Genomic DNA, 23,207 nt, shown 5'->3' on the forward strand with positions numbered 1-23,207 from the left:
TTCTCACACCGCCGGCAACCGCCACTCAATCGGCGTCTCGCCATTCTGCTCAAGAAACTTATTGGTGCGGCTGAAATGCCCGCACCCAATAAACCCGCGATACGCCGACAACGGTGACGGGTGCACCGACGTCAACACCAGGTGCTTGGTGGCATCCACCAGTTTCTGCTTGCCCTGGGCATGGGCGCCCCACAGCAGGAACACCAGATGAGGCTGATGCGCGCTGACCACTTCGATAATCCGATCGGTAAAGAACTGCCAGCCCTTGCCCGCATGCGCATTGGCGTTGGCCCGCTCTACGGTCATGGTGGTGTTGAGCATCAGCACGCCCTGGTCGGCCCAGCTTTGCAGGTAACCGTGGTTGGGAATGTCGATGTTCAGGTCGCGCTTGAGCTCTTTATAGATATTGACCAGGGACGGTGGCGCCGGCACGCCGGGTTGCACCGAGAAGCACAAGCCGTGGGCCTGGCCCGGGCCGTGGTACGGATCCTGGCCGAGGATCACCACCTTGACCTTGTCCAGCGGCGTGGAATTGAGTGCATTGAAGATCATCGGGCCCGGTGGGTAGATTTCCTTGCCGGCTGCGTGTTCCTGGCGCAGGAACTCGCGCAACTGGGCCATGTACGGCTGGTCGAACTCATCCCGCAGGGCGTGTTTCCAGCTGGGTTCGAGTTTGATACGGTCGTCAGTGGTCATGGTTGCATCATCTAGTCAAAAGAATGAGGCGAACCCTAGGAAAGCCTACTCTGCTTGTCAATTGATCTGACGCAGAAGCGGCATTTTCCCACGATGGGATCATACTGAACGTTCAATTAATCGATTGAGGTCGCGATGAACCTGCACTTCGAAGAACTGACCGGCACAGACGGCGCTCGCATCGGCATCGCCAGCCTGGATGCTGAAAAGTCCCTCAACGCCCTCTCCCTGCCCATGATCCTGGCCCTGGCCGAACGCCTTGATGCCTGGGCCAAAGACCCGCAGATCGTCTGTGTGCTGTTGCGCGGCAACGGCCCCAAGGCGTTTTGTGCCGGGGGTGAAGTGCGCAGCCTGGTGCAGGCCTGCCGTGAGCAACCCGGCGAAGTGCCGCCCCTGGCCGAACAGTTTTTTGCGGCCGAATACCGACTCGACTATCGCTTGCACACCTACCCCAAACCACTGATCTGCTGGGGCCATGGTTATGTGCTGGGCGGCGGCATGGGTTTGCTGCAAAGTGCCTCGGTGCGCATTGTTACGCCAAGCAGCCGCCTGGCCATGCCGGAAATCAGCATCGGCCTGTATCCGGACGTCGGTGCCAGTGGGTTCCTGTCGCGCCTGCCCGGTAAGCTCGGTTTGTTCCTCGGCCTCACCGGTGCCCAGATGAATGGTCGCGACGCGCTGGACCTGGGACTTGCCGACCGTTTCTTGCGCGACGAACAACAGGACGAACTGCTCGATGGCCTGCTGCAATTGAACTGGCAGGAGCAAACCGCGATGCAGCTCAACAGTCTGCTCAAGGCCCTGGCTCAGGAAGCCCGCAACCAGTTACCTGAAGCCCAGTGGCTGCCACGCCGCACGCAGATCGACGAATGGCTGGATGTCAGCGATGTGCGCTGTGCCTGGCGCGCCTTGACCCAACTGCGCGAACACGCCGACCCGCTATTCAGCCGTGCGGGCAAGACGATGAGCGAAGGCTGCCCGCTGACCGCACACCTGGTGTGGGAGCAGATCCAGCGGGCGCGGAATCTGTCCCTGGCCCAGGTGTTCCAGATGGAGTACACCATGAGCCTTAACTGCTGCCGGCATCCGGAGTTCAGCGAAGGCGTTCGGGCGCGGTTGATCGACAAGGACCAACAGCCTCATTGGCATTGGCCGAATATCAACGCTATTCCGGAGGCGGTGGTGGAGGCCCATTTTCACAAGGTGTGGGAAGGACGGCACCCGCTGGCGGATTTATCTGACTATTGAGCATTGGAACAGATCAGCGCCGGGATTCATCGACCGTGAACGAACAGTTGTCCGGCTGACGGTCGTCACAGGTATAGATGGCCAGGCCGAACGCATCAGTGGCGGGCTGCCAGTAAGTCGTATCGACCAGCGACATGTTCAGAACATCTTCCTCCATGCCATACCTCAAGGTCACGGGGCGACCCCTGTTTGTCAGATAGATACATTTTTCCAGGTAGCCGTTCTTGCGCTCTTGCCCATCACCGGGCACAAAGATGGCGCCTACAAACCTGTCGATGAAATCCTGAGTCCTCATCTTTGGGCTTTTCCAAAGCAGACGAGCACCGACTGCTTGAAAAGCACCCTCAATGTATTTGACCGACGACGGATAAGGGCAACCTTGCCGCGCCATCGCTTGAGTGGTGCACATCAGCACCAGGCAAAACAAGCACACCATCCGCGTTGTCATCGTGAGTTCCATCAACCTACGGTCAGTTCGGTAACCCCTTTCCTACAGGGGACTACAATCCACGGCCTTAAGATAGCTGTGAAATCTGACAGTACGGATATACAGCGCCCACAAAAAAGCGGCGCATCAAGCGCCGCTTCAAATGAAAACTGACTACCGGTGCCCGCCACGGCCTCCACCGTGGTCACCGCCTCGGCCATCCCCCCGGCCACGGCCACCATTGCCCCAATGATCACCCCAACCCTGGTTGTGGTAAGGGCGGTAACCGGCCCGGGGTCCCGCCGGGTAATAGCGAGGTGCCGGCTGGTAATAACGCGGCGAATAGTAACGCGGTGCCGGTGCATAGTAGCCACGCCGGTAGTAGGTCGGACCACCGCCGTAGTAACCGTTGTAATAGACCGGCGCCGGCGAGGTATAGACCTCGGAACGGTAGTAGCTCCCGCCTCCGTCGTAATAGGGCACACAGGCAGAAAGGGTCAGGCCGAGCAAAGCGATGAGAAGCAGTCGACGATACATGGCGGCCTCCTGGACCGCGAAAGAGCACACACCAGCGACGCTGGGAGGCGGCAATCAGCTTTCACTGACTGACGAAACATCTGACATCAAAAACTGAATCTGGTGCGATTTGGACATAGATTGATACATCTAGTCCGACACACACATCGCCTCATTGCAGTGCAATCGCGCACCAGCAAAAAGCACGGCACTTCCCTGTCAGCCCCCATCCCCCTCTCGCAACCCCCAAAAAACCTGACTCTCCAGCACTTGGCACGACTCTCGCTTTACCTCTTCCCGTGCAAGAGTCATCACAGGTTCGCGGCACCACAATTTGCAATGGCCGACTAGGGTTCCGGCTCGCTTAAGCGAGTGGCTGGTCCGAGAGTTGGCGACCTCCAGTTGAGGTTACACGGCGGGATAAAAGCCCGGGAGACAAGCCACCGTTCACGGTGCCGCGTTGCTCCTGCTCGCCCATGATCAACTGGAGAAGCATCCATGCCTTCGATACGTTTGCCCGCCCTGCTCGCCGTCGCCTTCGCCGCCCTGGTGAGCTTCCAGGCCCAGGCTGCCCCCAAAGACCATTTCAGCGTGTGCTGGACCATTTATGCCGGCTGGATGCCCTGGGAGTACGCCGGCAGCCAAGGCATCCTCGACAAGTGGGCGAAGAAGTACGGCATCAAGATCGACGTGGTGCAGCTCAATGACTACGTCGAATCCATCAACCAATACACCGCCGGTCAGTTCGATGGCTGCACCATGACCAACATGGATGCCCTGACCATCCCTGCCGCCGGTGGCGTCGACAGCACCGCACTGGTGGTCAGTGACTTCTCCAACGGCAACGATGGCGTGGTGATCAAGGGCACCGGCAAGACCGTCGCCGACCTCAAGGGCATGAACGTCAATTTGGTGGAACTCTCGGTCTCCCACTACCTGCTGGCCCGCGCGCTGGAATCGGCCGACCTCACCGAAAAAGACCTGAAAGTGGTCAACACCTCTGACGCCGACATCGCCGCCGCCTTCAACACCGACCAGGTCAAGGCCGTCACCACCTGGAACCCGATGCTCTCGGAGATCAAGACCAAGCCTGGCGTTACCCAAGTGTTCGATTCCAGCAAAGTGCCCGGCGAAATCATGGACATGATGGTGGTCAACACCCAGACCCTCAGGGACAACCCGGCCCTGGGCAAGGCGCTGACCGGAGCCTGGTTTGAAGTCGTCGCGCTGATGAACGCCAAGACTGCCGCCAGCATCGCCGCCCTCGAACACATGGCCAAGGCGTCCGGCACCGACCTCAAGGGTTTCCAGTCGCAACTGGACACCACCAAGCTGTTCGCCACGCCCAAGGAAGCGCTCGACTTCGCTACCAGTGCGCAGCTGCCGGCGACCATGCGCAAAGTCGCCGAGTTCTCTTTCCAGCACGGACTGCTCGGCGAAGGCGCCCGGGACACCAGCGCCGTGGGCATGAGCTTCGCCAACGGCGTGACCAGCGGCGACACCGCCAACCTCAAGCTGCACTTCGACCCCAGCTACGTGCAGATGGCCGCCGACGGCAAGCTGTAAGAGGACCCGGCCATGCGCCTGATCAACCGTCATCCGGATCGCTCCAGCCGCCTGCTGTTGGTGCTGCTGCCGTTCGCCTTGCTGCTGTTTGCCTACTTTGTGGGCTCGGCCGAGCGCCTGGCAGACAACCCCAACGACAAACTGCTGCCCAGCGCCGTGCAAATGGGCGACGCGGTGAAACGCCTGGCCTTCACCGCCGATACGCGCACCGGCGAATACCTGTTGTGGCAAGACAGCGCTTCCAGCCTGCGCCGCCTGGCTATCGGCCTGGGTATCAGCGCCCTCGCCGGCCTGTGCCTGGGCATCGCTGCCGGTACGCTGCCGCTGTTCGGCGCACCGTTGTCACCGCTGCTGACCGTGTTGTCGATGGTACCGCCGCTGGCGATCCTGCCGATTCTGTTCATCGTGTTTGGCTTAGGGGAGTTATCGAAAGTGATGCTGATCGTCATTGGCATCACCCCTTGCCTGGCCCGCGACCTGGAACAGCGGGCACGGGAAATTCCCGTCGAGCTGCTGGTCAAGGCGCAAACCCTCGGCGCCTCGACCTGGACACTAATGTTGCGGGTAGTGCTGCCGCAATTGCTGCCACGGCTGCTGATCTCTCTGCGCCTGATGCTGGGGTCGGCGTGGTTGTTTCTGATCGCCGCCGAAGCCATCGCCTCCACCGACGGCCTGGGTTACCGGATCTTCCTGGTGCGCCGCTACCTGGCGATGGATGTAATCCTGCCGTACGTGGTGTGGATCACCCTGCTGGCCTGGTTGATGGACTGGGGTCTCAAGGCCCTGACCCGACGTGCGTTTCCCTGGTATGAAGGAGCGCGGGCATGAGCTTTATCAGCGTCAGTAATGTGTGGCAACGCTATGGCGAACAAGTGGTACTGGAAGGACTCAACCTGCAGGTCGCCGAGGGGGAGTTCTGCACGTTGGTCGGCACGTCGGGTTGCGGCAAGTCGACCTTCCTGCGCTTGCTGCTGGGCCAGGAAACAGCCAGTCGAGGCGAAATCCTGCTGGACGGTAAACCCCTCGCCGCCGAGCCCGATGCCAGCCGTGGCGTGGTGTTCCAGCGCTACTCGGTATTCCCCCATTTGACGGTGCTGGACAACGTCACCCTGGGCCTTGAATTACCCCGTTCAGCGTTACTTGGGCGGCTGTTCGGCAACGCCAGAAAACAAGCACGAGAACACGCCGCCGCCCTGCTCCAGAAAGTCGGCCTGGGCCACGCCCTGGACAAGTACCCGGCGCAACTTTCCGGCGGCATGCAACAACGGCTGGCCATCGCCCAGGCCCTGATCATGAAGCCCCGAGTGTTGCTGCTGGACGAACCCTTCGGCGCCCTCGACCCGGGTATTCGCAAAGACATGCACCAGCTGTTGCTGGAGCTGTGGCGCGAGACCCGGCTGACGGTGTTCATGGTCACCCACGACCTCAGCGAAGGCTTCAGCCTGGGCACCCGTTTGCTGGTGTTCGACAAGGTGCGCCTCGACCCGCACGCCCCGGGCGCCTATGGCGCGCGCATCACCTACGACATCCCTTTGAACAGCGACCGCCGCAAAGCCCTCGACGAACTTGGAGCCCTTTCAAAATGACCGCCTCAACCCAATTGTTCCCCCCGTTCGCCGAAGAAACGCTGCCCGGCGGCGGCCACCGTTCCTTCGTCCTCAAGCGCGGCCAACTGCTGCGCCTGACCGACCTGCGCGGCGGCGCCAATGTCAGCCTGACGCTGCTCAACGCCAATGAAAAAACCGAACGGCTGAACCTGCCCGACAGCCTCAAATGCCAACACACCGCCAAGCTCACCACCGGCCATTGCCTGTACTCGGACATGGGCCGCGTGCTGGCCGCCATCACCGCCGACACCTGCGGCTGGAGCGACAGCATCGGTGGCGTGTTGTGTGCCTCGGAGGTCGCCGAGAAATACGGCCAGGGTCGCTTCCAGGAGCGCCGCAACGGCTTCTATCGCAACGGCACCGACAACCTGCTGGTGGAGCTCGGCAAGTGGGGCCTGGGCCTCTCGGACCTGCTGATGACCCTCAACCTGTTCAGCAAAGTCACGGTGGATGAGGCAGGCGTCCTGCACTTCGTAGCGGGCAATTCGAGTGCCGGCGACTACATCGAACTCTACGCGCCGATGGACACGCTGGTGGTGCTCACCGCCCTGCAACATCCCATGGACCCCAACCCCGAATACGCCCCGCAACCGCTAAAGTTGAGCTGGATGAACGCCGACGCCAGCGTCGCCGAGCACTGCCGCACTTCGCGCCCGGAAAACGAGCGCGGTTTTATCAACACTGACCGTCTGTTCGCCTGAGGACCTTTCATGTCTATCGCACTCGCCAAACAACCTGACGCCGCGATCTACCGCGCAACCATCCCCGCCGGCGAACCGTGGCTGATGGAGGTCAAGACCGGCCAGACCTTGCGCATCCTCGACCTTGAGGGCAACCAGGCCGTCGACACCTTGTTCTACAGCCTGAAAAACCCCAGGGAACGCTATGACGTGCAACGCACCCTGCGCCGGCAAAACAACGTGTACCTGAGCACCGGCAGCGTGCTGTATTCCAACCTCGGCCAGCCGATGTTGACCCTCGTCGACGACACCTGCGGCCGCCACGACACCCTCGGCGGCGCCTGCGCCCAAGAGAGCAACACCGTGCGCTACGCCCTGGAAAAACGCTACATGCACAGCTGCCGCGACAACTACCTGCGGGCCTGCGCCCACGACGGGCGGCTGGGCAAAAGCGACATCGGTCCGAACATCAACTTCTTCATGAATGTGCCGGTCACGACGGACGGTGGACTGACCTTTGAGGACGGCATTTCCGCACCGGGCAAGTACGTCGACCTGCGGGCCGAGATGGACGTGATCGTGCTGATCTCCAACTGTCCGCAATTGAACAATCCGTGCAATGCCTACAACCCGACACCTGCGGAGCTGCTGGTATGGAACTGAAGATCAAGCGTTTGCGCAAATGGTTGTTCGCCCTGTGCCAGGCCAGAAGCGGGCAATGCATCCGAAAGCAATAGAGATCAACTGTGGGAGCTGGCTTGCCTGCGATGGCGGTGCATCAGCCAATAACTCTATCGCCTGGCACGCCGCCATCGCGGGCAAGCCCGACTCCCACAAGGGTCTGCATCGGATCCGTAATCTGCGCCACGGACGACCGTCGCGCTCACCCCATTTTGCGGGACGGCCCGCATCCCAGGACAAGGCTGAGCACACATCGGCCTGCGGGGTTTTGCCATGTTCGAAAAACTGTTGATCGCCAACCGTGGCGCCATCGCCTGCCGAATCCTGCGCACCTTGCGCGACCTGCAGGTCAAAGGCGTCGCCGTGTATTCCGAAGCCGATGCCACCAGCTTGCATATCCAGCAGGCCAACGAGGCTTATAGCCTGGGCGATGGTCCAGCGGCTGGCACCTATCTGTCGGTAGAGAAAATCCTCGCCACCGCCAAGGCCTGTGGCGCCGGCGCGATTCATCCCGGCTACGGCTTTCTCTCGGAAAATGCGGCCTTTGCCCAAGCCTGCGAAAACGTGGGCATAGCCTTCGTCGGCCCCACACCGGAACAGCTGCAAGTGTTCGGTCTCAAGCACACCGCGCGCGCGTTGGCCAAGCAGCACAACCTCCCACTATTGGAAGGCACCGAACTGCTCAACAGCCTCGACGCAGCCTTGCTGGCCGCAGAACGCGTGGGCTATCCGATCATGCTCAAAAGCACGGCCGGCGGTGGTGGTATCGGTATGCGGGTGTGCCATAGCGCCGTTGAATTGAGCGAGTCCTTCGAAGCGGTCAAACGCCTGGGGCAGAACAATTTCAGCGACGCCGGTGTGTTTATCGAGAAGTACATCCAACACGCTCGGCATCTGGAAGTGCAGGTGTTTGGCGATGGTTTTGGCGAGGTGATTGCCCTCGGCGTACGCGACTGTTCGGTGCAGCGGCGCAATCAGAAAGTCCTCGAAGAAACCCCCGCACCGAACCTGCCGCCGGGCATGGCCGATGAGTTATGTGTGGCTGCGATCACCCTGGCCAAAGCCGTGAACTACCGCAGCGCCGGCACCGTGGAATTTATCTTTGACAGTGCTGATGGGCGCTTCTATTTTCTCGAAGTGAACACCCGGCTGCAGGTGGAGCATGGTGTGACCGAGCAGGTCTGGGGTGTGGACCTGGTGCGCTGGATGGTGCAATTGGCAGCCGGGGAGTTGCCGCCATTGCACGAGTTGGTGCTCAAACCTCAGGGCCATGCGATTCAGGCTCGCCTCTATGCTGAAGATCCGGGCCGGGATTTTCAGCCAAGCCCGGGACTTTTGACCTGCGTGGATTTCCCTTGCGCCGATGGCCTGCGGATCGACACATGGGTCGAAGCCGGTTGTGAGATCCCACCCTATTTCGACCCGATGCTCGCCAAGCTCATCACCTGGGCGCCCACCCGCGAACAGGCGCGCCTGGATTTGCATCAAGCCCTGAGCGACAGCCAGTTGTACGGCGTGGAAACCAATCGCGATTACCTGCGGCAGATTCTGCTGGCGGCGCCCTTCGCCAGCGGCCAGCCATGGACTCGCTGCCTGGAGGGTCTGGCCTACCGTGCCGAGACGTTTGAAGTGCTCAGCGCCGGTACGCAAACCAGTGTTCAAGACTATCCGGGGCGCCTGGGTTACTGGGCCGTCGGCGTGCCGCCGTCGGGCCCGATGGACAGCCGTGCGCTGCGGTTGGGCAACCGATTGCTGGGTAACGAGGACGGCGCGGCCGCGCTGGAAATCACCATGAGCGGGCCGTTATTGCGCTTCAATTGCACAGCAGTGGTGGCGATCACCGGAGCGCAGATCCCGCTGCGGTTGAACGATCAAACCGTGTCGATGAACACTGCGTTGCTGATCCCCGCCGGCGCCACCTTGAGCCTGGGCACTATCCCTGGCGCAGGTGCACGCAGCTATCTGTGCCTGCGCGGCGGCCTGCAAGTGCCGGACTATCTGGGCAGCAAAAGCACCTTCACCCTCGGCCAGTTTGGTGGTCACGGCGGGCGGGCTCTGCGGGCGGGTGATGTGTTGCATCTGAAGCCGCTGGTGGATGTCAGTGCCGGTCAAACGTTGGAACCTGAGCCGCTTGCCGACGTGCGCACGCTGAGAGTGATCTACGGCCCTCACGGCGCGCCGGAATACTTCAAGCCGGAATACATCGACACCTTCTTCGCCACCCAGTGGGAAGTGCATTTCAACTCCAGTCGCACCGGCGTCAGGCTGATCGGACCGAAGCCTTTATGGGCACGTACGGACGGTGGAGAAGCGGGACTGCACCCCTCCAATATTCATGACAATCCCTACGCAATTGGGGCGGTGGATTTTACCGGGGACATGCCGGTGATCCTCGGCCCCGACGGCCCGAGCCTCGGTGGATTTGTGTGCCCGGTGACGATAATCGAGGCAGACCTGTGGCAATTGGGCCAGCTCAAAGCGGGCGACAAGATCATGTTCACCCCGGTCGACCTCAAGAGCGCCCGCGACCTCGCCCTGAACTGGGATCAATCTGGCACCAAGATCCTGTGGGAGCCGGGCTTGCCCGCGATGGCATCACCTCGGTCTTCCGACCAACCTCAAACATGGGTATCGCCGATCATTCTGGACATCGGCCAGGCGGACACCCGCCTCATCGCCCGCCTCGCCGGCGACACCCATCTGCTCCTGGAAATCGGCGCCCCCGAACTCGACCTGGTCCTGCGCTTTCGCGCCCATGCCCTGATGCAAGCCCTGGAGGCCCGTGCCCTGCATGGCGTCATCGACCTGACACCCGGCATCCGCTCCCTGCAAATCCACTACCAGCCCGAACAACTGCCCCTCGCCGACCTGCTACCGCTGATCACCCGTGAATGGCACGCCGTATGCGCCACCCAAAACCTGCAAGTGCCCTCTCGTATAGTCCACCTGCCGCTGTCCTGGGACGATCCCGCTTGCCAACTGGCGATCGAAAAATACATGACCACCGTGCGCAAGGACGCGCCCTGGTGCCCGAGCAACCTGGAGTTCATCCGCCGCATCAATGACCTGGCCAGCCTCGATGAAGTACGCCACACCGTGTTCGACGCCAGCTACCTGGTGATGGGCCTGGGCGACGTCTACCTCGGCGCACCAGTGGCCACGCCACTGGACCCGCGCCATCGTTTAGTGACCACCAAATACAACCCGGCGCGCACCTGGACTGCCGAGAACTCAGTGGGCATCGGCGGTGCCTACCTGTGCGTCTACGGCATGGAAGGTCCCGGCGGTTATCAGTTCGTCGGGCGCACGTTGCAGATGTGGAATCGCTACCGGGAAGTGCCCGCGTTCGATGGCAAACCGTGGTTGCTGCGTTTCTTCGACCAGATCCGGTTTTATCCGGTCAGCGCCGAAGAGCTGGTGCAGATTCGTCGGGACTTCCCGCTGGGGCGTTTTGAATTGAGCATCGAACACAGCCAGTTGAACCTGGCGGATTATCAGACGTTTCTCGCCCAGGAAGCCCAGAGCATTGGCGACTTTCGAGCGCAACAACAGCGGGCATTCAACGCCGAACGCGAGCGCTGGATCGCCAGCGGCCAGGCGCATTTCGACAGTGAGGAGCTCGTAGCGCCCCTGGCTGAAGACACCCCATTGCAGGCCAATCAATACAGCATCGACAGCCCTATCGCCGGCAACCTATGGCAGGTCCAGGTGAGCACTGGCAAACGTGTCGAGGCAGGCAGCGTGCTGGTGGTTCTGGAGTCGATGAAGATGGAAATTCCAGTGCTCGCACCGTTCGCCGGCACCGTGCAGGAAATCCCTGTGCAACCCGGCAGCAGCATCGGCGCCGGTCAGCGAGTGGTGGTGCTGGAACGTGACTGATCTCTCTTTTTCTACAGGCGGACAAGCCATGAATTTGCAACTCGATAACCTGCGCAGCGCTTACCTGAGTGGCGACACCACCCCGCGCCGATTGCTGCTGCAACTGCGGGAAAAAGCCGAGCAACTGAACCCCGACTATCACCTGTTTATCCATCTGCTGAGCCTTGAGGCGTTGGAGCCATATCTCGCTGCACTGGAAGATCAAGAAATCAGCGAACTGCCGCTGTTCGGCGTACCGTTCGCGATCAAGGACAACATCGACCTGGCGGGTATTCCCACCACGGCAGCATGCCCCGCATTCGCTTATACACCGGAGCGTTCGGCGACGATCGTTGAGCAGTTGATCGCCCTCGGTGCCGTGCCGTTGGGCAAGACCAACCTTGATCAGTTCGCCACCGGGCTCAACGGCAGCCGCTCGCCGTATGGCGCCTGCCCTAACAGCGTCTTGCCGGAATACCCGTCGGGTGGCTCCAGTGCAGGTTCTTCTTTAGCTGTCGCCCTGGGCGTGGCGAGTTTTGCCTTGGGGACCGACACCGCCGGCTCCGGTCGCGTTCCGGCGGCGTTGAATAATCTGCTGGGTTTGAAAGCGACCAAAGGCCTGATCTCTACGGCGGGCGTGGTGCCGGCGTGTCGCACACTGGATTGCGTCACGACGTTCACCCGTACTGCGCGGGAGGCCAGCCAATTGTTGGCGTTGACCGCAACGCTGGACCCTCGGGACGCATACAGTCGCCAAAACCCGGCCTGGAATGACGCCTCGGCGTTTGGTGCGCCACAGTCCTTTCGCTTTGGCGTACCTCGGGATCAGGACCTGGCGTTTTTCGGCTGTGAGCAAGGCCCGCGCTTGTTCCGCCAGGCCATCGCCCGTCTGATCGCTCTCGGTGGTGAGCCCGTCACCCTGGACCTTTCGCCGTTCCTCGAAGCCGCCCGCCTGCTGTACGAAGGCCCGTGGGTAGCAGAGCGCTATAGCGTTGCGGGGGATTTGATGGAAAACACGCCTGAAGCGGTACTGCCGGTGATTCGCGCCGTATTGGCCAAGGCGCCTGCCGTGACCGGCGTCGACACTTTCCGCGCCCAGTACCGCCTGCAAACCCTGAAAGCGCTGTGCGACCAGGCGCTGCAAGGTCTCGATTGCGTGCTCACACCGACCATCGGCCGTCCCGTCACCCTCGATGAATTGCGCGAGGAACCGGTGTTGCGCAATGCCGAACTGGGCTACTACACCAACTTCATGAACCTGCTGGATTACGCCGCCGTCGCTGTGCCCAGCGGCTTTATGGACAACGGTTTGCCTTGGGGCGTGACATTGTTTGGTCGCGCCTTTACCGATCAGTACCTGCTCAGCGTGGCTGATGCGTTGCAGCGCCAACAGGCACTCGCCGCACCGGCAACCGGCGTCGCCAGCCATGATCGGACGCGCCTGGTGGTCTGCGGCGCGCACCTGGAAGGCCTGGCACTCAACGGTCAACTGACCCGCCGTGGCGCGCGCTTGCTGGAACGCACGCATAGCTCAGCGGACTATCAACTCTTTGCCCTCGCGGGTGGCCCGCCTTACCGACCGGGCATGCTGCGGGTGGCCGAAGGTGGCGTAGCCATCGCGGTGGAAGTCTGGGACCTGCCCAGCAGCGAACTAGGCTCCTTCCTCCACGGCATCCCCGCGCCCCTGGGCCTGGGCAAGGTGCAACTGGCGGACGGGCGCTGGGAAAGCGGCTTTATCTGCGAACCTTATGGGCTCGCCGCCGCAGTCGACATCAGCCACTTCGGCGGCTGGCGCGCCTACCTGCGCAGTTTGCAATAACGGGCCTTGGCTGTATCGTGCAAGGCACACCGGGTTCCACCGGGACTAATCCGATACAGCCTGAACCGACCGATGACCACAGCTCAACTTTGCCCCGCCTGCGGCGCCCGCAACGACTGCGCCCTGGCCGATCCGCGTACTGCCGACCAGGCCTGCTGGTGCTACAGCGTCACCATCGACCCGGCCGTGCTCCAAGCGCTGCCGGATGAACTGCGCAACAAGGCCTGCCTGTGCCCACGCTGCGCTCAGGTCGACGAGCAACTGCGCGGGGCCGAGCAAGCGTAATGCGTGTCGACCGTTTCCTCAGCAACCTGCCCCGCTTCAATCGCCAACAAGTACGCCTGCTACTAGTGGAGCGGCGGATCCGGGTCGACGGCCACGTGGTCAGCGATCCCCATCACGAAGTGCGCGAATTCAGCCAGGTCTCGCTGGACGACGAAGTTCTGCAAACGGGTAAACCGGCGCGCTATTTCATGCTGCACAAACCCCAGGGTTGCGTCAGCGCCACGGCCGACCCACAACACCGCACCGTGCTCGATCTGCTGGATGAACCGGACAAGGGCGAGTTGCACATCGCCGGTCGCCTGGACTTCAACACCACGGGGCTGCTGCTGATCACCAACGATGGTCAGTGGTCACGGCGCCTGACCCAGCCGCAGACCAAACTGCCCAAGGTCTACTACGTCGAGACCGAGCAAGACATCGGTCCCGAATACGCGACTACCTTCGCCGCCGGCCTGTACTTCGCCTTCGAAGACCTCACCACCCAACCGGCCGAACTGCTGGTGCTGAGCCCCAGAACGGCGCGCCTGAGCATCACTGAAGGGCGTTATCATCAGGTGAAGCGCATGTTCGGACACTTCGACAACAAAGTGATCCGCCTGCATCGCGAACGCATGGGACCGCTGGTACTCGATGAAAACCTTGCCCCTGGCCAGTACCGAACGCTGACAGACGCTGAGATCCAACAGGTCTGATGACCGTTCAGCCGATGATGGAAAAAAAACGCGCTTTCGACTGGCGACCTGGCCCCCATCCTGCTTGAATCCAAACGCCAGCCGCAATATGACTGGCAAGTCACCCCTACTTCCAAGAAACACTTTGCCCGCCCGCGCCGCTTGATCTGTGGGCATCTTCGGCAAATTGCCCGCCATAACAACACCCGTCGGCCAGCCACCATCGGACCGACATGGGCCCTCACTTCCAGGCGTATGCCTACCTGTCACAAAGCTCGTGCAGAGTGATCTGCGCGCACCACCCGCTTGCCAGGAGTCTTACGACATGAGGCCAGAAATCGCTGTGCTGGATATACAGGGGCAGTATCGGGTTTACACGGAGTTCTATCGCGCGGACGCTGCTGAAAAGACCATCATCCTGGTCAACGGCTCCATGGCCACCACCGCGTCTTTCGCCCAGACCGTGAAAAGCCTGTACCCGCAATTCAACGTGGTCCTGTACGACCAGCCCTACGCCGGTCGTTCCAAAGCCCACAACCGCCACGAGAAAATGCTGACGAAGGAAGTCGAAGGTCAGATCCTCCTGGAACTCATCGACCACTTCGCCGCCGAACACGTGTTGTCCTTCTCCTGGGGCGGCGCCGCCACCCTGGTTGCCCTCGCCCACCGCCCTCGTCGCGTGGAAAAGGCCGTGATCAGCTCGTTCTCGCCGGTGATCAACGCCCCCATGCGTGATTACCTGGAACGTGGCGTCGACTACCTCGGCAACCTCGACCGCGACCGCGTGGGGCATCTGGTCAACAGCACCATCGGCAAACACCTGCCATCGCTGTTCAAGCGCTACAACTACAAGCATGTGAGCAGCCTGGCCGAACATGAATATGGGCAGATGCACTTTCACATCAGCCACGTGCTCAACAGCGATCGACTGTGCTACCTCAAGGCGGCGAAGCAGATCGACATTCCGGTGTTGTTTCTGAACGGGGAATGGGACGAGTACACCAGTGCCCAGGATGCCAGGTTGTTTGGCCAGCACGTGGCGAACAGCAGCTTCGGGACGATCCAGGCGACCGGGCACTTTCTGGACATGGAGCATAAAGCGGCATGCCGGGAGAGTCGGCAGGCGTTGATGGGCTTTTTGCGGCCGGAGCAGCAACGGGGTCGGCTTCGCTACCACGCATCGCAGCCACAGCATGCATTCGCGATATGAGCCGAGATCCTCTGTGGGAGGCGGGCTTGCCCTAATGCCGTTCAGTTAAGGAATGGAGATCCGGCAACCGAAGCAACTCCCACAGTTGATCTTTGTAGTCTTGAGCAGTGCGTTCGCTTAACTGAACGGTATTAGGGCTTGCCCGCGATGGTCGATAACACGTGTTTACGGGTTAAACACGGCGCTCTTGAATCCATCGCGAGCAAGCTCGCGCCTACAGAGGGCGCGCTCACGGCTTCGGCCGACCCGCGCAACCCACACATTCTCCAAAGAAAAACTTCAAATCCCCGCGCACATCTGGTACAAAGTCAGCCGCTCTGAGCGGGTGTCGTATAATGGCATTACTCCAGCTTCCCAAGCTGATAACGAGGGTTCGATTCCCTTCACCCGCTCCACTTTGATTTTGGTCTCACGTCAGGATGTTTTGGCGGGGGATTTAGAAGCAGAAAAACCGGCTCTTGAAGGCCGGTTTTTTTATGGGCGGGATTTGACAGCACCATCCAAATAAATAAATCCGTCCGCTTTTCCCCGTAAAAACTCTATCGAGTGGGCCGTTAATCGGACGTCTGGCCTTTTGATAAACGCCTCAAGCTATCTTGCGCTGCGCCAAATACTCTCTTGGTGACTCGCCTAACGCTTTACGAAACATCGCCGTAAAAGCACTGGGGCTGGTATAGCCTAGAGCGTTGGCTACCAGCGACAAGGCTTCGCCTTTTTCAAGTCGCGCAAGTGCTTCCACTAATTTGACCTGCTGCACCCAGTACCTGAAATTCAATCCCGTCTCCCGAACAAAGAGCCGCATCAGAGTTCGTGGGCTCGTGCTCACTTGGTCCGCCCAATACTCAATTGTCAATGAGCGCTCCGGACACTGGAAAATAGCCTCACACACCGCAATCAATCTCTTGTCTTTGGGCCACGGAATCTCGAATGGGGCTGATTTAGAAAGGCTTATCTCATCCAGGATCAGTGCCACTATATGGCTGCATCTGCCCTCGAGAGAATACTCAATCGGCTCGTCGACAAGCGCCAGAATAAGAGACTTCAACAGGTTTGAAACCTCAATCACTCTGCACTTACAACCAAGCGTTTGAGCTATATCCGGATCGATGTAAAGCGAACGGGCTTTTACCTCCCCCAACATCGTCTGATCATGTATGACACCGGCGGGAATCCACAGAGCTCGTTTGGCAGGAAGCAACCAGATACCCCCGTCAGTTGCCGCACGCATGACGCCTTCTTCCGCATACAGCAACTGCCCTCGATGATGACTGTGGGGAACGACATAACTTCCGTCTGAATAGGTGCTAGGCATTACCGTCACAGGTTGCGAGACGAACTGATAGTCCTCCGGGTTTCTGCTCTTGAGCAGCCAATCCCGGTTGTCACTTTGGCGACGATATCTGTCACTCATTGAATAGGCGTCGTGGTTAACGTGGCTGGGTAAATGCCCCTAGGGCAAGGCTCAACCCAAACAGGATGGATGCATGACACGCAAAACTCAACCCGACAGGTCAACAGTGAAGATGACCGCCACCGCAATCATAGGTTTGCTCATTTTGTCATTCGCACTCCGACCCGCAATCATCTCAATTGGACCTGTTCTCCTCGCTATCCAAGGGGAATTTAAACTCAGCTTTGCTCAGGCATCTTTGCTGACAACCATTCCCGACCTATGCATGGGAGTGTTTGCGTTAATCGCCCCTTGGGTAGCGAACCGTTTGGGGGGTGATCGCGCGGTGGTGGTTGCACTGCTAGTGTTATGTGTCGCAATCATTCTGCGCGCGTTCTCTGTCTCGACCTACTCGCTACTCACGACAACGGTGTTGTCAGGAATAGGTATCGCGGTGGCCGGATCGTTAGTGGGTGGCTGGGTAAAAATGCATTTCCCTCACAAGGCATCTTTGCTGATGGGGGTTTATGCAACAGGTTTGAGTGTAGGGTCGACTGCAGCTGCGATCTTTTCAGGCCCTATTGCTGAATACACAGGCAGTTGGCGCGCCGGAGTCGGTGTTTGGGCAGTCCTTTGTATAAGTGCAGTTATCAGTTGGTTAGTTCTAGGCAAACTTTTCAATCACCCATCGACTCCCCCACTACGAGCGCCAAAACCCGTCAGGCTACCCTGGAAAAACCTGAATGCCTGGGCGATTGCCACGTATTTTGGATGCAGCCAATTTCTTACTTACGCACTGCTCGCATGGATCGCGCCTCTGGCTGCACAAACCAATATTGCAGAGATAAACCCTGGCCTATTGCTTGGGTTCTATACGCTGATCAGCGCAGTAGCAAACATGCTAATGGGGGTGGTTGCGGGAGGTTCGCTGAACAAACACAAATGGCTGGCTCTCGCGGCGCTGATGACAATTCTTGGAGTTACAGGATTAGCGCTTGCCCCACAGGTGGCTCCCACTGTTTTTATCGGCATGGCCGGTCTGGGTTTGGGCGCAGCCTTTACACTTGGCATGACACTCCCCATAGACCAGACCTCATCACCCGCCGAAGCCAATGCGTGGACAGTCTTTACACTATTTATTGGCTATCTTGTGGCAGCCCTCGGTCCCTTATGTTTCGGTATCCTTCGTGACTACAGTGGTGCCTATTCTGAGCCACTCTGCCTTCTGCTCGGTGTCGCAATAGTGATGTTGTGTTCAATTTCACTGTTGCAGCCGTTGACTGTAGCTGAGGAACAAACTCAGCCCGTATGCGATTAACGCTTTTAGAACATACAGGGACAGACCGCTATAAACCTCAACATGAGATTCGGCTTCCCTCCCTTTTGGTATGTACGGCCGAGAAAGGGCAAGCCTTTTCATAGTATTAAATAACCGACGAAACTCCCTCCACGCGGTTCTGTGCTGCCCAGGCCAACGGTAACGTCAGCAGCAGAGTTCCCGCCAAGAGCATCACCGCTACGGGAATCCCGGTCACATCTCCCAACCCACCAAACAACACAGGCGCCAACGCCCCTCCCCCAATCGTCCCGGTATAAAACACCGCAAACGCCTGATCCCGTTTCCCCTCTCCCGCCAGATCCGGCACCGCGCCATACAGCACCGATGACGTGCCATTCAGCGCCAATCCCAACAGCGGCAACATCACCATCAACCCGGTCAGCGGCAGGTACACCGCCGCGACAATCAGCACCATCGTGCTGGTTTCCGTCAGCCACACGGTTTTCATCATGCCGATGCGTGCGCCAAGGTAGCCGCAGAGCAATTTGCCGAAGGCGCCGCCGATAAACAGCATAGTCAGCGCCAGACCAATGCCTGCGGTGCCGGCGCCCTTGGCTTTGAGCAGGAATGGCAAGAAGGTGAGAAAACCCATGCGCACGGCGCTGTCGAGGGTGCCGGTGAGGATCAGGGCGCGCAGGCCGCTGGTGGAGCCGATTCCAGTGAGGGGGTTGGCGGACTTTCCAGAGGTAGGCGTAGAAGTGCGTGTTGGAATCAACCACCACAGCAACCCCGCTGCCGCCAGGCCGAGCACACCTAGAACCGTGACGCTGGCCCGCCAGCTGATCGCCGTCAGTAACAGCCCAACCAGTCCCGGAACCACGGTTTTTCCGATATCACCCGCGAAGTTGTATTGGGACAAGGCCTCCTTGACCCCGCCGCCCGCCTCATAAGTATCAGTGATCATCGAAGAGGCCAGCGGGTGTTGGGTACTGGCGCCCAAACCACCCAGCAGCAGCGCCAGCAGCAACGTCGTCAACCCAACCGCCTGCCCTGCCAACAGATAAGCAACACCGGCCAACGCCGTACCGCCCACCAGCATCGGCATTCGCCCCCAACGCTTGGCGGCGCGGCTGGCGAGCAGTTGAAAGCCGGCCATCATCCCGGAATAGGCACCACGCAACAGGCCAATCTGGGCGTAGGTCATGGCGAACTGAGTTTGCCAGATCGGCAGCAGCACGTAGATGACGTCGGTGAGACCATCGTGGACGGCATGGGCGCTGCAACCGGCAATCAGGGAGCGGCGCCGGACTGAGCTGTCGGTAACGGGCGTGACGGATAGAGAGGTTGTGTCAGTCATCTCGGGCAGGCGCCGGTGTCGGAAAAGGAAACGTTGGCGTAGCAACTGTCGAGCCCCGGCGAGGCTGCGTACTCGGTGTATCAGACAGGCCGCCTACGCAGCCTCGCCGGGGCTCGACAGCTGCTACGTGACAGTCAGTGTGGAGGCTGATGGTTTCTTCCAGCCAACCAGGGCGATCAGCAATGACAGCAATTGGAACCCAATAATCAGTGCCACGCACCCTGCCCACCCCCAACGCCCCCAAATCATCGCCGGAACGATGGCGCCGAAGCTGCCGCCCAGGTAATAACAGGTCAGATACAACCCCACCGCACCCGCTTTGTTATCCCCGGCAGTGGCGGTGGTGAAGGCATTGGCGGCGGCCTGGGCGAGGAACACGCCAGTGGAACTGAGGGCCAGTCCCAGGACGGTGCACCACAGGGATGGCAACAGGGTCAAAACCGAGCCGATGACGCCAAGCACTGCGGCAACCGTCAACAGTTCGGACTGCGGCCGGGATTTGCCCAGGCGGCCGGCAATGGGTGTGACCACCAGCGCCAGCAGGAACACCATGTAGATAGTTCCCAGGGCCGCTGAGCCAAGGTTGAACGGCTCCTGGCCAAGGTAGAGCCCCGCGTAGGTAAAAGTCGCCACTTGGGAAAACAGCACGCAAAAGCCTACGGCATAGGCTGCCAATAGCGGTTTGGCGAGAAGGCTTGCACGGGTGGCCGCCACCCGCACCACTCGGTTCGAGTTGGCCGGCAGCAGGAACTGGATAAACCCGCCCACCACCAGACTCAACACCGCCAACAATTCAAAGGCCTCGCGCCAGCCAACGTATTCAAGCATTACGCCGGTCACAAAGCGTCCGGCAAAGCCGCCCAATACGGTCCCGGCAACGTAAAGGCTGGTGACTTCGGTGACGGTACCGCCGCTCCAGCGGTCGCCGATGTAGGCCACGCTGGTGGCAAACACCACCGGAATCAACATGCCCTCGATAAAGCGCCAGGCCAACATCAGGGCAAAGCTGTTGGTATAGGCGATCATCAACGAGGGCAGCGCCAATAACATCGCGGCGGTAACGATCACCGTTCGTTGCTCAAAACGTGCGGTCAGGCGGCTGACAAAGGGCGCGGTGATGGCCACGGCCAGGGTGGTGACCATGATGCTCCACCCCGCTGCGTTGGCGCTCACATGAAAGCGCACGGCCAGGTTCAGGAGGATGCTCTGGGTGGCGTAGAGGTTCAGAAACGCTGCGCAGCCACACAGGAACAGCGCAAGACGGGCACAATGCAGATGCGGTTTCATGAAACCTCTCGTTTTATTTTGAGAAGGCTTTATAGAATGCCCAGAGGGTCTAGAACCAATACCGATTTCCGACCGATCAATACCCTGGGGCCAGGATGCTCGACTTACGCAAGTTGCGTTACTTTCTCACCGTAGCCGAAGAATTACACTTCGGCCGCGCGGCCCTGCGCCTACATCTGGCACAACCGCCATTGACCCGGCAGATTTCGGCACTGGAAACCGAGCTGGGGTTTCGCCTGTTCGACCGCACCAGTCGCACCGTTTCCCTCACCGCTCAAGGCCGCTCCTTCTTGCCGTATGCCCGCTCGGTACTGGAACAGGTTGAACTGGCCGAAGTCATCGCCAGCAAACTGGCCAACGGCTCGGCCGGGCAGTTGGCATTGGGTTATGTCAGCTCGATTGCTCTGTCAGACCTGTTCAGCCAAACCATTCAAGCCTTTGCCCAGCGGTTTCCCGACGTGCAATTGACGCTGGTGGAATGTGCGTCCGCCAGCCTGGGCTCGCAAGTGGCCGATGGACGCCTGGATATCGGCCTGAGCCGGTTGTCACCGCAAAGCGGGCAGACGGATGTGCAAGCGTTGTCACTGGGTGAAGAGCGCCTGGTGGCTGCCGTCTCCAGCGACAGTCCGCTGGCCAGCCAGAGCGAGGTCAGCCTGGCGCAACTCAGCGCCTACCCGTTGATTCTGTTCCCGGCCGATTACGGTTCGGGGCTTAACCAGTCCATCGAACAACTCTATCGACGCAACGGCCTGCCCTTGCGCCCTGGGCCATCAGGGCGGCAAATCACGTCGATCATTGCGTTGGTAGCGGCGGGCCAAGGTGTCGCCTTGGTGCCCGAATGCACCCAGAGTTTGATGAACAAAGGCGTGACCTATCGACCGCTGGCTGACCCTGATGCTTGTGCGCAGCTGCTGGTGCTCACCCGCGCTGAAGGGCGAAGCCTGTTGGTCGAGGCGTTTATGGCGGTGATTAATAAGCGGTTGCAGGCTCGTCAACGCACCTGACCTACCTGCCGAAAAACCTCGCAATACCTCCGTCCTGCGGCTGCTCGCCGCGCTCTTACACTGCATACACCCGCTACCGAAACGCTGGTCATCGACCGTTGGTAGGTAGAGTGTTGATAATTTATTTTCAGTGGTTATAGTCACCACCAACACACACCACAAGGAGGTGATGTGGACAGCCGATATTTGATAGGTCATATCGTCGCGGACGGCTGGTATCTGGTGCGGATCAGAGGCAGTCACCACCATTTCAAGCACCCGACAAAGCCTGGACTGGTAACGATTCCTCATCCCAGGAAAGACCTGCTGGACAAGACCGCGAAGAGCATTTTGAAACAGGCTCTGCTCAGTTGAAAATCGTCCCTGGAGAACAACGAACATGCTGTACCCCATTGCAATTTCAAACGGTGACGAGGACCACGCCTGGGGTGTGGAAGTACCGGATATTCCTGGCTGCTTCTCCGCCGGAGATGACCTGGACGAAGCCATGGCCATGGCCCGCGAAGCCATCGAGGGCCACTTCGAGATCCTTGCGGAAGACGGTGCACCGATTCCAAGTGCGCAAAAAGTTACCCTGCACGCAGCCAATCCGCAATACGCCGGCTGTACCTGGGCGGTGGTGGATATTGATGTCACCAAATACCTGGGCAAGGCGCAGAAACTCAACATCACCCTGCCCGGTTATCTGCTGAACCGGATTGATGAATATGTGTTGCACCATCCGGAAGAGAAAAGCCGCTCGGGCTTTCTTGCTTCGGCGGCGCTCAAGGTGCTGCAACAGGATAAGTGAAGGCAGTCATGCAAATTCTGAATGTGGCAACGGGGATCGGAAGCGATGGTTACACACTCCCAAACGCCGAATCAGGAACGAACAGGCCGCCCCGCGTAAATCAACCGGGTTCAAGAACTGCCCCTGGGAAGGTGCGGACTTGAGTCGCGAATTCCACCGCAAGAAACGTAGTTCTCCAATGGGCCGGCAGATCTACAGTGGCGTCGTACCGTTCACACCTGCTCATCAAGGAGTCCGATCATGTCTTGCGAATACACACTCATGCCCTCACCGGTCGGCCAACTGACTCTTGTCGCCCGGGGCGGGAAGCTTGCGGCCATTCTGTGGGAAAACGAGCGCGCCAATCGCGTGCGCCTGGGGCCGTTACACGAGGTCAACGACAGTCCGGTGCTGCTGGAAACCGAGCGGCAGTTGAAAGAATACTTCGCCGGCACTCGCAACCGTTTCGAGCTGGAACTGGACTTCGCCGGCACCGATTTCCAAAAGAAAGTCTGGCAGGCACTGCTGACTATTCCCCACGGTGAAACCCGCAGCTACAGCCAGATCGCCTTGCAGATCGGCAACCCGAAAGCGGTGCGGGCGGTGGGCGCCGCCAACGGGCGTAACCCGATTTCGATTGTCACGCCGTGCCACCGGGTGATTGGTGCGTCGGGCGGGTTGACGGGGTTTGCCGGCGGGCTTGAGGCCAAGCAATATTTGCTCGAGTTGGAACTTGCCATCTGATCGCTCTGTAGCCGCTGCCGAGGCACGAGGCTGCGATGCGGGCCGCAGGACCGCCCCTGGGGCCGCTACGCAGCCCGTCACAGTCTCGTGCCTCGGCAGCGGCTACAGAACAT

Annotated in this window: 22 protein-coding genes, 1 tRNA gene and 1 riboswitch; of the genes, 17 read left to right on the plus strand and 6 right to left on the minus strand. The window is 60.0% G+C overall.

Annotated elements, in window-relative coordinates:
• Nucleotides 1-3: 3 nt before the first annotated feature.
• The gene (ung, locus tag GNF76_RS20755; RefSeq protein WP_155584986.1) at nucleotides 4-696 is read right to left on the minus strand and encodes a uracil-DNA glycosylase; all 693 of its coding nucleotides are present in this window, start codon (nucleotides 694-696) and stop codon (nucleotides 4-6) included.
• A gap of 135 nt (nucleotides 697-831) precedes the next feature.
• Here ung and GNF76_RS20760 point away from each other — a divergent pair, with 135 nt between their 5' ends.
• The gene (locus GNF76_RS20760; RefSeq protein ID WP_155584987.1) at nucleotides 832-1,944 is read left to right on the plus strand and encodes an enoyl-CoA hydratase/isomerase family protein; all 1,113 of its coding nucleotides are present in this window, start codon (nucleotides 832-834) and stop codon (nucleotides 1,942-1,944) included.
• Nucleotides 1,945-1,957: 13 nt separating this feature from the next.
• On the opposite strand, the gene GNF76_RS20765 is transcribed toward GNF76_RS20760, so the two are convergent.
• Together GNF76_RS20765 and GNF76_RS20770 are read right to left on the minus strand one after the other, a co-directional pair.
• Nucleotides 1,958-2,404, minus strand: a complete 447-nt coding sequence (locus GNF76_RS20765; protein ID WP_246211950.1) for a DUF3757 domain-containing protein — start codon at nucleotides 2,402-2,404, stop codon at nucleotides 1,958-1,960.
• A 141-nt stretch (nucleotides 2,405-2,545) separates the two neighbouring features.
• Nucleotides 2,546-2,908 carry a hypothetical protein gene (locus GNF76_RS20770; protein ID WP_155584988.1) on the minus strand — a complete coding sequence of 121 codons (363 nt, stop codon included), beginning with the start codon at nucleotides 2,906-2,908 and terminating at the stop codon, nucleotides 2,546-2,548.
• A 315-nt stretch (nucleotides 2,909-3,223) separates the two neighbouring features.
• Nucleotides 3,224-3,324, plus strand: a riboswitch (guanidine-I (ykkC/yxkD leader).
• Between the two features lie 61 nt (nucleotides 3,325-3,385).
• On the opposite strand from GNF76_RS20770, the gene GNF76_RS20775 reads away from it, so the two are divergent.
• The 11 genes from GNF76_RS20775 (at nucleotide 3,386) to GNF76_RS20825 (ending at nucleotide 15,659) form a co-directional block, all read left to right on the plus strand.
• A complete protein-coding gene (locus tag GNF76_RS20775; RefSeq protein ID WP_155584989.1) occupies nucleotides 3,386-4,453 on the plus strand; it encodes a putative urea ABC transporter substrate-binding protein in 1,068 nt (355 codons plus the stop codon).
• Nucleotides 4,454-4,465: 12 nt separating this feature from the next.
• On the plus strand, nucleotides 4,466-5,281 hold the full coding sequence (locus GNF76_RS20780) for an ABC transporter permease (RefSeq protein WP_155584990.1): 816 nt from the start codon (nucleotides 4,466-4,468) through the stop codon (nucleotides 5,279-5,281).
• The gene (locus tag GNF76_RS20785; protein WP_155584991.1) at nucleotides 5,278-6,039 is read left to right on the plus strand and encodes an ABC transporter ATP-binding protein; all 762 of its coding nucleotides are present in this window, start codon (nucleotides 5,278-5,280) and stop codon (nucleotides 6,037-6,039) included. Before GNF76_RS20780 ends, GNF76_RS20785 begins: the two co-directional genes overlap by 4 nt.
• Nucleotides 6,036-6,761: an urea amidolyase associated protein UAAP1 gene (locus tag GNF76_RS20790; protein WP_155584992.1), complete on the plus strand. Its 726-nt coding sequence runs from the start codon at nucleotides 6,036-6,038 to the stop codon at nucleotides 6,759-6,761. The genes GNF76_RS20785 and GNF76_RS20790 overlap by 4 nt, the downstream gene beginning before the upstream one ends.
• A gap of 9 nt (nucleotides 6,762-6,770) precedes the next feature.
• Nucleotides 6,771-7,403 (plus strand): urea amidolyase associated protein UAAP2, encoded by a 633-nt coding sequence (locus GNF76_RS20795; protein WP_155584993.1) that lies wholly within the window; start codon nucleotides 6,771-6,773, stop codon nucleotides 7,401-7,403.
• 291 nt (nucleotides 7,404-7,694) lie between these two features.
• Nucleotides 7,695-11,300 carry an urea carboxylase gene (gene uca, locus GNF76_RS20800; protein WP_155584994.1) on the plus strand — a complete coding sequence of 1,202 codons (3,606 nt, stop codon included), beginning with the start codon at nucleotides 7,695-7,697 and terminating at the stop codon, nucleotides 11,298-11,300.
• A gap of 28 nt (nucleotides 11,301-11,328) precedes the next feature.
• On the plus strand, nucleotides 11,329-13,098 hold the full coding sequence (gene atzF / locus GNF76_RS20805) for an allophanate hydrolase (protein WP_155584995.1): 1,770 nt from the start codon (nucleotides 11,329-11,331) through the stop codon (nucleotides 13,096-13,098).
• A gap of 72 nt (nucleotides 13,099-13,170) precedes the next feature.
• Nucleotides 13,171-13,383 (plus strand): cysteine-rich CWC family protein, encoded by a 213-nt coding sequence (locus GNF76_RS20810; RefSeq protein WP_155584996.1) that lies wholly within the window; start codon nucleotides 13,171-13,173, stop codon nucleotides 13,381-13,383.
• On the plus strand, nucleotides 13,383-14,075 hold the full coding sequence (locus GNF76_RS20815) for a 16S rRNA pseudouridine(516) synthase (RefSeq protein WP_155584997.1): 693 nt from the start codon (nucleotides 13,383-13,385) through the stop codon (nucleotides 14,073-14,075). Before GNF76_RS20810 ends, GNF76_RS20815 begins: the two co-directional genes overlap by 1 nt.
• 304 nt (nucleotides 14,076-14,379) lie before the next feature.
• Complete coding sequence (locus GNF76_RS20820) at nucleotides 14,380-15,264, plus strand: alpha/beta fold hydrolase (RefSeq protein ID WP_155584998.1); 885 nt, start codon at nucleotides 14,380-14,382, stop codon at nucleotides 15,262-15,264.
• Between the two features lie 321 nt (nucleotides 15,265-15,585).
• Nucleotides 15,586-15,659 (plus strand) — tRNA-Gly (locus GNF76_RS20825).
• Between the two features lie 191 nt (nucleotides 15,660-15,850).
• On the opposite strand, the gene GNF76_RS20830 is transcribed toward GNF76_RS20825, so the two are convergent.
• Complete coding sequence (locus tag GNF76_RS20830) at nucleotides 15,851-16,675, minus strand: AraC family transcriptional regulator (protein ID WP_155584999.1); 825 nt, start codon at nucleotides 16,673-16,675, stop codon at nucleotides 15,851-15,853.
• Nucleotides 16,676-16,748: 73 nt separating this feature from the next.
• Between GNF76_RS20830 and GNF76_RS20835 the strand changes: the two genes are divergently transcribed.
• Nucleotides 16,749-17,972, plus strand: coding sequence for an MFS transporter (locus tag GNF76_RS20835; RefSeq protein ID WP_178123464.1), 1,224 nt, complete (start codon nucleotides 16,749-16,751; stop codon nucleotides 17,970-17,972).
• A 106-nt stretch (nucleotides 17,973-18,078) separates the two neighbouring features.
• On the opposite strand, the gene GNF76_RS20840 is transcribed toward GNF76_RS20835, so the two are convergent.
• Together GNF76_RS20840 and GNF76_RS20845 are read right to left on the minus strand one after the other, a co-directional pair.
• Nucleotides 18,079-19,290, minus strand: coding sequence for an MFS transporter (locus GNF76_RS20840; protein ID WP_155585000.1), 1,212 nt, complete (start codon nucleotides 19,288-19,290; stop codon nucleotides 18,079-18,081).
• Nucleotides 19,291-19,413: 123 nt separating this feature from the next.
• Complete coding sequence (locus GNF76_RS20845; protein WP_155585001.1) at nucleotides 19,414-20,577, minus strand: MFS transporter; 1,164 nt, start codon at nucleotides 20,575-20,577, stop codon at nucleotides 19,414-19,416.
• Between the two features lie 95 nt (nucleotides 20,578-20,672).
• Here GNF76_RS20845 and GNF76_RS20850 point away from each other — a divergent pair, with 95 nt between their 5' ends.
• The 4 genes from GNF76_RS20850 (at nucleotide 20,673) to GNF76_RS20865 (ending at nucleotide 23,094) form a co-directional block, all read left to right on the plus strand.
• Entirely contained in the window at nucleotides 20,673-21,581 is a 909-nt protein-coding gene (locus GNF76_RS20850; protein WP_155585002.1) for a LysR family transcriptional regulator, read from the plus strand.
• Nucleotides 21,582-21,752: 171 nt separating this feature from the next.
• Nucleotides 21,753-21,935 carry a type II toxin-antitoxin system HicA family toxin gene (locus GNF76_RS20855; RefSeq protein ID WP_101267513.1) on the plus strand — a complete coding sequence of 61 codons (183 nt, stop codon included), beginning with the start codon at nucleotides 21,753-21,755 and terminating at the stop codon, nucleotides 21,933-21,935.
• Nucleotides 21,936-21,960: 25 nt separating this feature from the next.
• Nucleotides 21,961-22,371, plus strand: a complete 411-nt coding sequence (locus tag GNF76_RS20860; RefSeq protein WP_155585003.1) for a type II toxin-antitoxin system HicB family antitoxin — start codon at nucleotides 21,961-21,963, stop codon at nucleotides 22,369-22,371.
• A 240-nt stretch (nucleotides 22,372-22,611) separates the two neighbouring features.
• Nucleotides 22,612-23,094 carry a methylated-DNA--[protein]-cysteine S-methyltransferase gene (locus tag GNF76_RS20865; RefSeq protein WP_155585004.1) on the plus strand — a complete coding sequence of 161 codons (483 nt, stop codon included), beginning with the start codon at nucleotides 22,612-22,614 and terminating at the stop codon, nucleotides 23,092-23,094.
• Nucleotides 23,095-23,207 lie beyond the last annotated feature (113 nt).

Source organism: Pseudomonas spelaei, assembly GCF_009724245.1.
Lineage (GTDB): Bacteria > Pseudomonadota > Gammaproteobacteria > Pseudomonadales > Pseudomonadaceae > Aquipseudomonas > Aquipseudomonas spelaei.

What these genes read in the sequence shown, in the direction of transcription:
- ung (WP_155584986.1), bottom strand. Translation starts at nt 696, where the DNA reads ATGACCACTGACGACCGTATCAAACTCGAACCCAGCTGGAAACACGCC.
- GNF76_RS20760 (WP_155584987.1), top strand. Translation starts at nt 832, where the DNA reads ATGAACCTGCACTTCGAAGAACTGACCGGCACAGACGGCGCTCGCATC.
- GNF76_RS20765 (WP_246211950.1), bottom strand. Translation starts at nt 2,404, where the DNA reads ATGGAACTCACGATGACAACGCGGATGGTGTGCTTGTTTTGCCTGGTG.
- GNF76_RS20770 (WP_155584988.1), bottom strand. Translation starts at nt 2,908, where the DNA reads ATGTATCGTCGACTGCTTCTCATCGCTTTGCTCGGCCTGACCCTTTCT.
- GNF76_RS20775 (WP_155584989.1), top strand. Translation starts at nt 3,386, where the DNA reads ATGCCTTCGATACGTTTGCCCGCCCTGCTCGCCGTCGCCTTCGCCGCC.
- GNF76_RS20780 (WP_155584990.1), top strand. Translation starts at nt 4,466, where the DNA reads ATGCGCCTGATCAACCGTCATCCGGATCGCTCCAGCCGCCTGCTGTTG.
- GNF76_RS20785 (WP_155584991.1), top strand. Translation starts at nt 5,278, where the DNA reads ATGAGCTTTATCAGCGTCAGTAATGTGTGGCAACGCTATGGCGAACAA.
- GNF76_RS20790 (WP_155584992.1), top strand. Translation starts at nt 6,036, where the DNA reads ATGACCGCCTCAACCCAATTGTTCCCCCCGTTCGCCGAAGAAACGCTG.
- GNF76_RS20795 (WP_155584993.1), top strand. Translation starts at nt 6,771, where the DNA reads ATGTCTATCGCACTCGCCAAACAACCTGACGCCGCGATCTACCGCGCA.
- uca (WP_155584994.1), top strand. Translation starts at nt 7,695, where the DNA reads ATGTTCGAAAAACTGTTGATCGCCAACCGTGGCGCCATCGCCTGCCGA.
- atzF (WP_155584995.1), top strand. Translation starts at nt 11,329, where the DNA reads ATGAATTTGCAACTCGATAACCTGCGCAGCGCTTACCTGAGTGGCGAC.
- GNF76_RS20810 (WP_155584996.1), top strand. Translation starts at nt 13,171, where the DNA reads ATGACCACAGCTCAACTTTGCCCCGCCTGCGGCGCCCGCAACGACTGC.
- GNF76_RS20815 (WP_155584997.1), top strand. Translation starts at nt 13,383, where the DNA reads ATGCGTGTCGACCGTTTCCTCAGCAACCTGCCCCGCTTCAATCGCCAA.
- GNF76_RS20820 (WP_155584998.1), top strand. Translation starts at nt 14,380, where the DNA reads ATGAGGCCAGAAATCGCTGTGCTGGATATACAGGGGCAGTATCGGGTT.
- GNF76_RS20830 (WP_155584999.1), bottom strand. Translation starts at nt 16,675, where the DNA reads ATGAGTGACAGATATCGTCGCCAAAGTGACAACCGGGATTGGCTGCTC.
- GNF76_RS20835 (WP_178123464.1), top strand. Translation starts at nt 16,749, where the DNA reads ATGACACGCAAAACTCAACCCGACAGGTCAACAGTGAAGATGACCGCC.
- GNF76_RS20840 (WP_155585000.1), bottom strand. Translation starts at nt 19,290, where the DNA reads ATGACTGACACAACCTCTCTATCCGTCACGCCCGTTACCGACAGCTCA.
- GNF76_RS20845 (WP_155585001.1), bottom strand. Translation starts at nt 20,577, where the DNA reads ATGAAACCGCATCTGCATTGTGCCCGTCTTGCGCTGTTCCTGTGTGGC.
- GNF76_RS20850 (WP_155585002.1), top strand. Translation starts at nt 20,673, where the DNA reads ATGCTCGACTTACGCAAGTTGCGTTACTTTCTCACCGTAGCCGAAGAA.
- GNF76_RS20860 (WP_155585003.1), top strand. Translation starts at nt 21,961, where the DNA reads ATGCTGTACCCCATTGCAATTTCAAACGGTGACGAGGACCACGCCTGG.
- GNF76_RS20865 (WP_155585004.1), top strand. Translation starts at nt 22,612, where the DNA reads ATGTCTTGCGAATACACACTCATGCCCTCACCGGTCGGCCAACTGACT.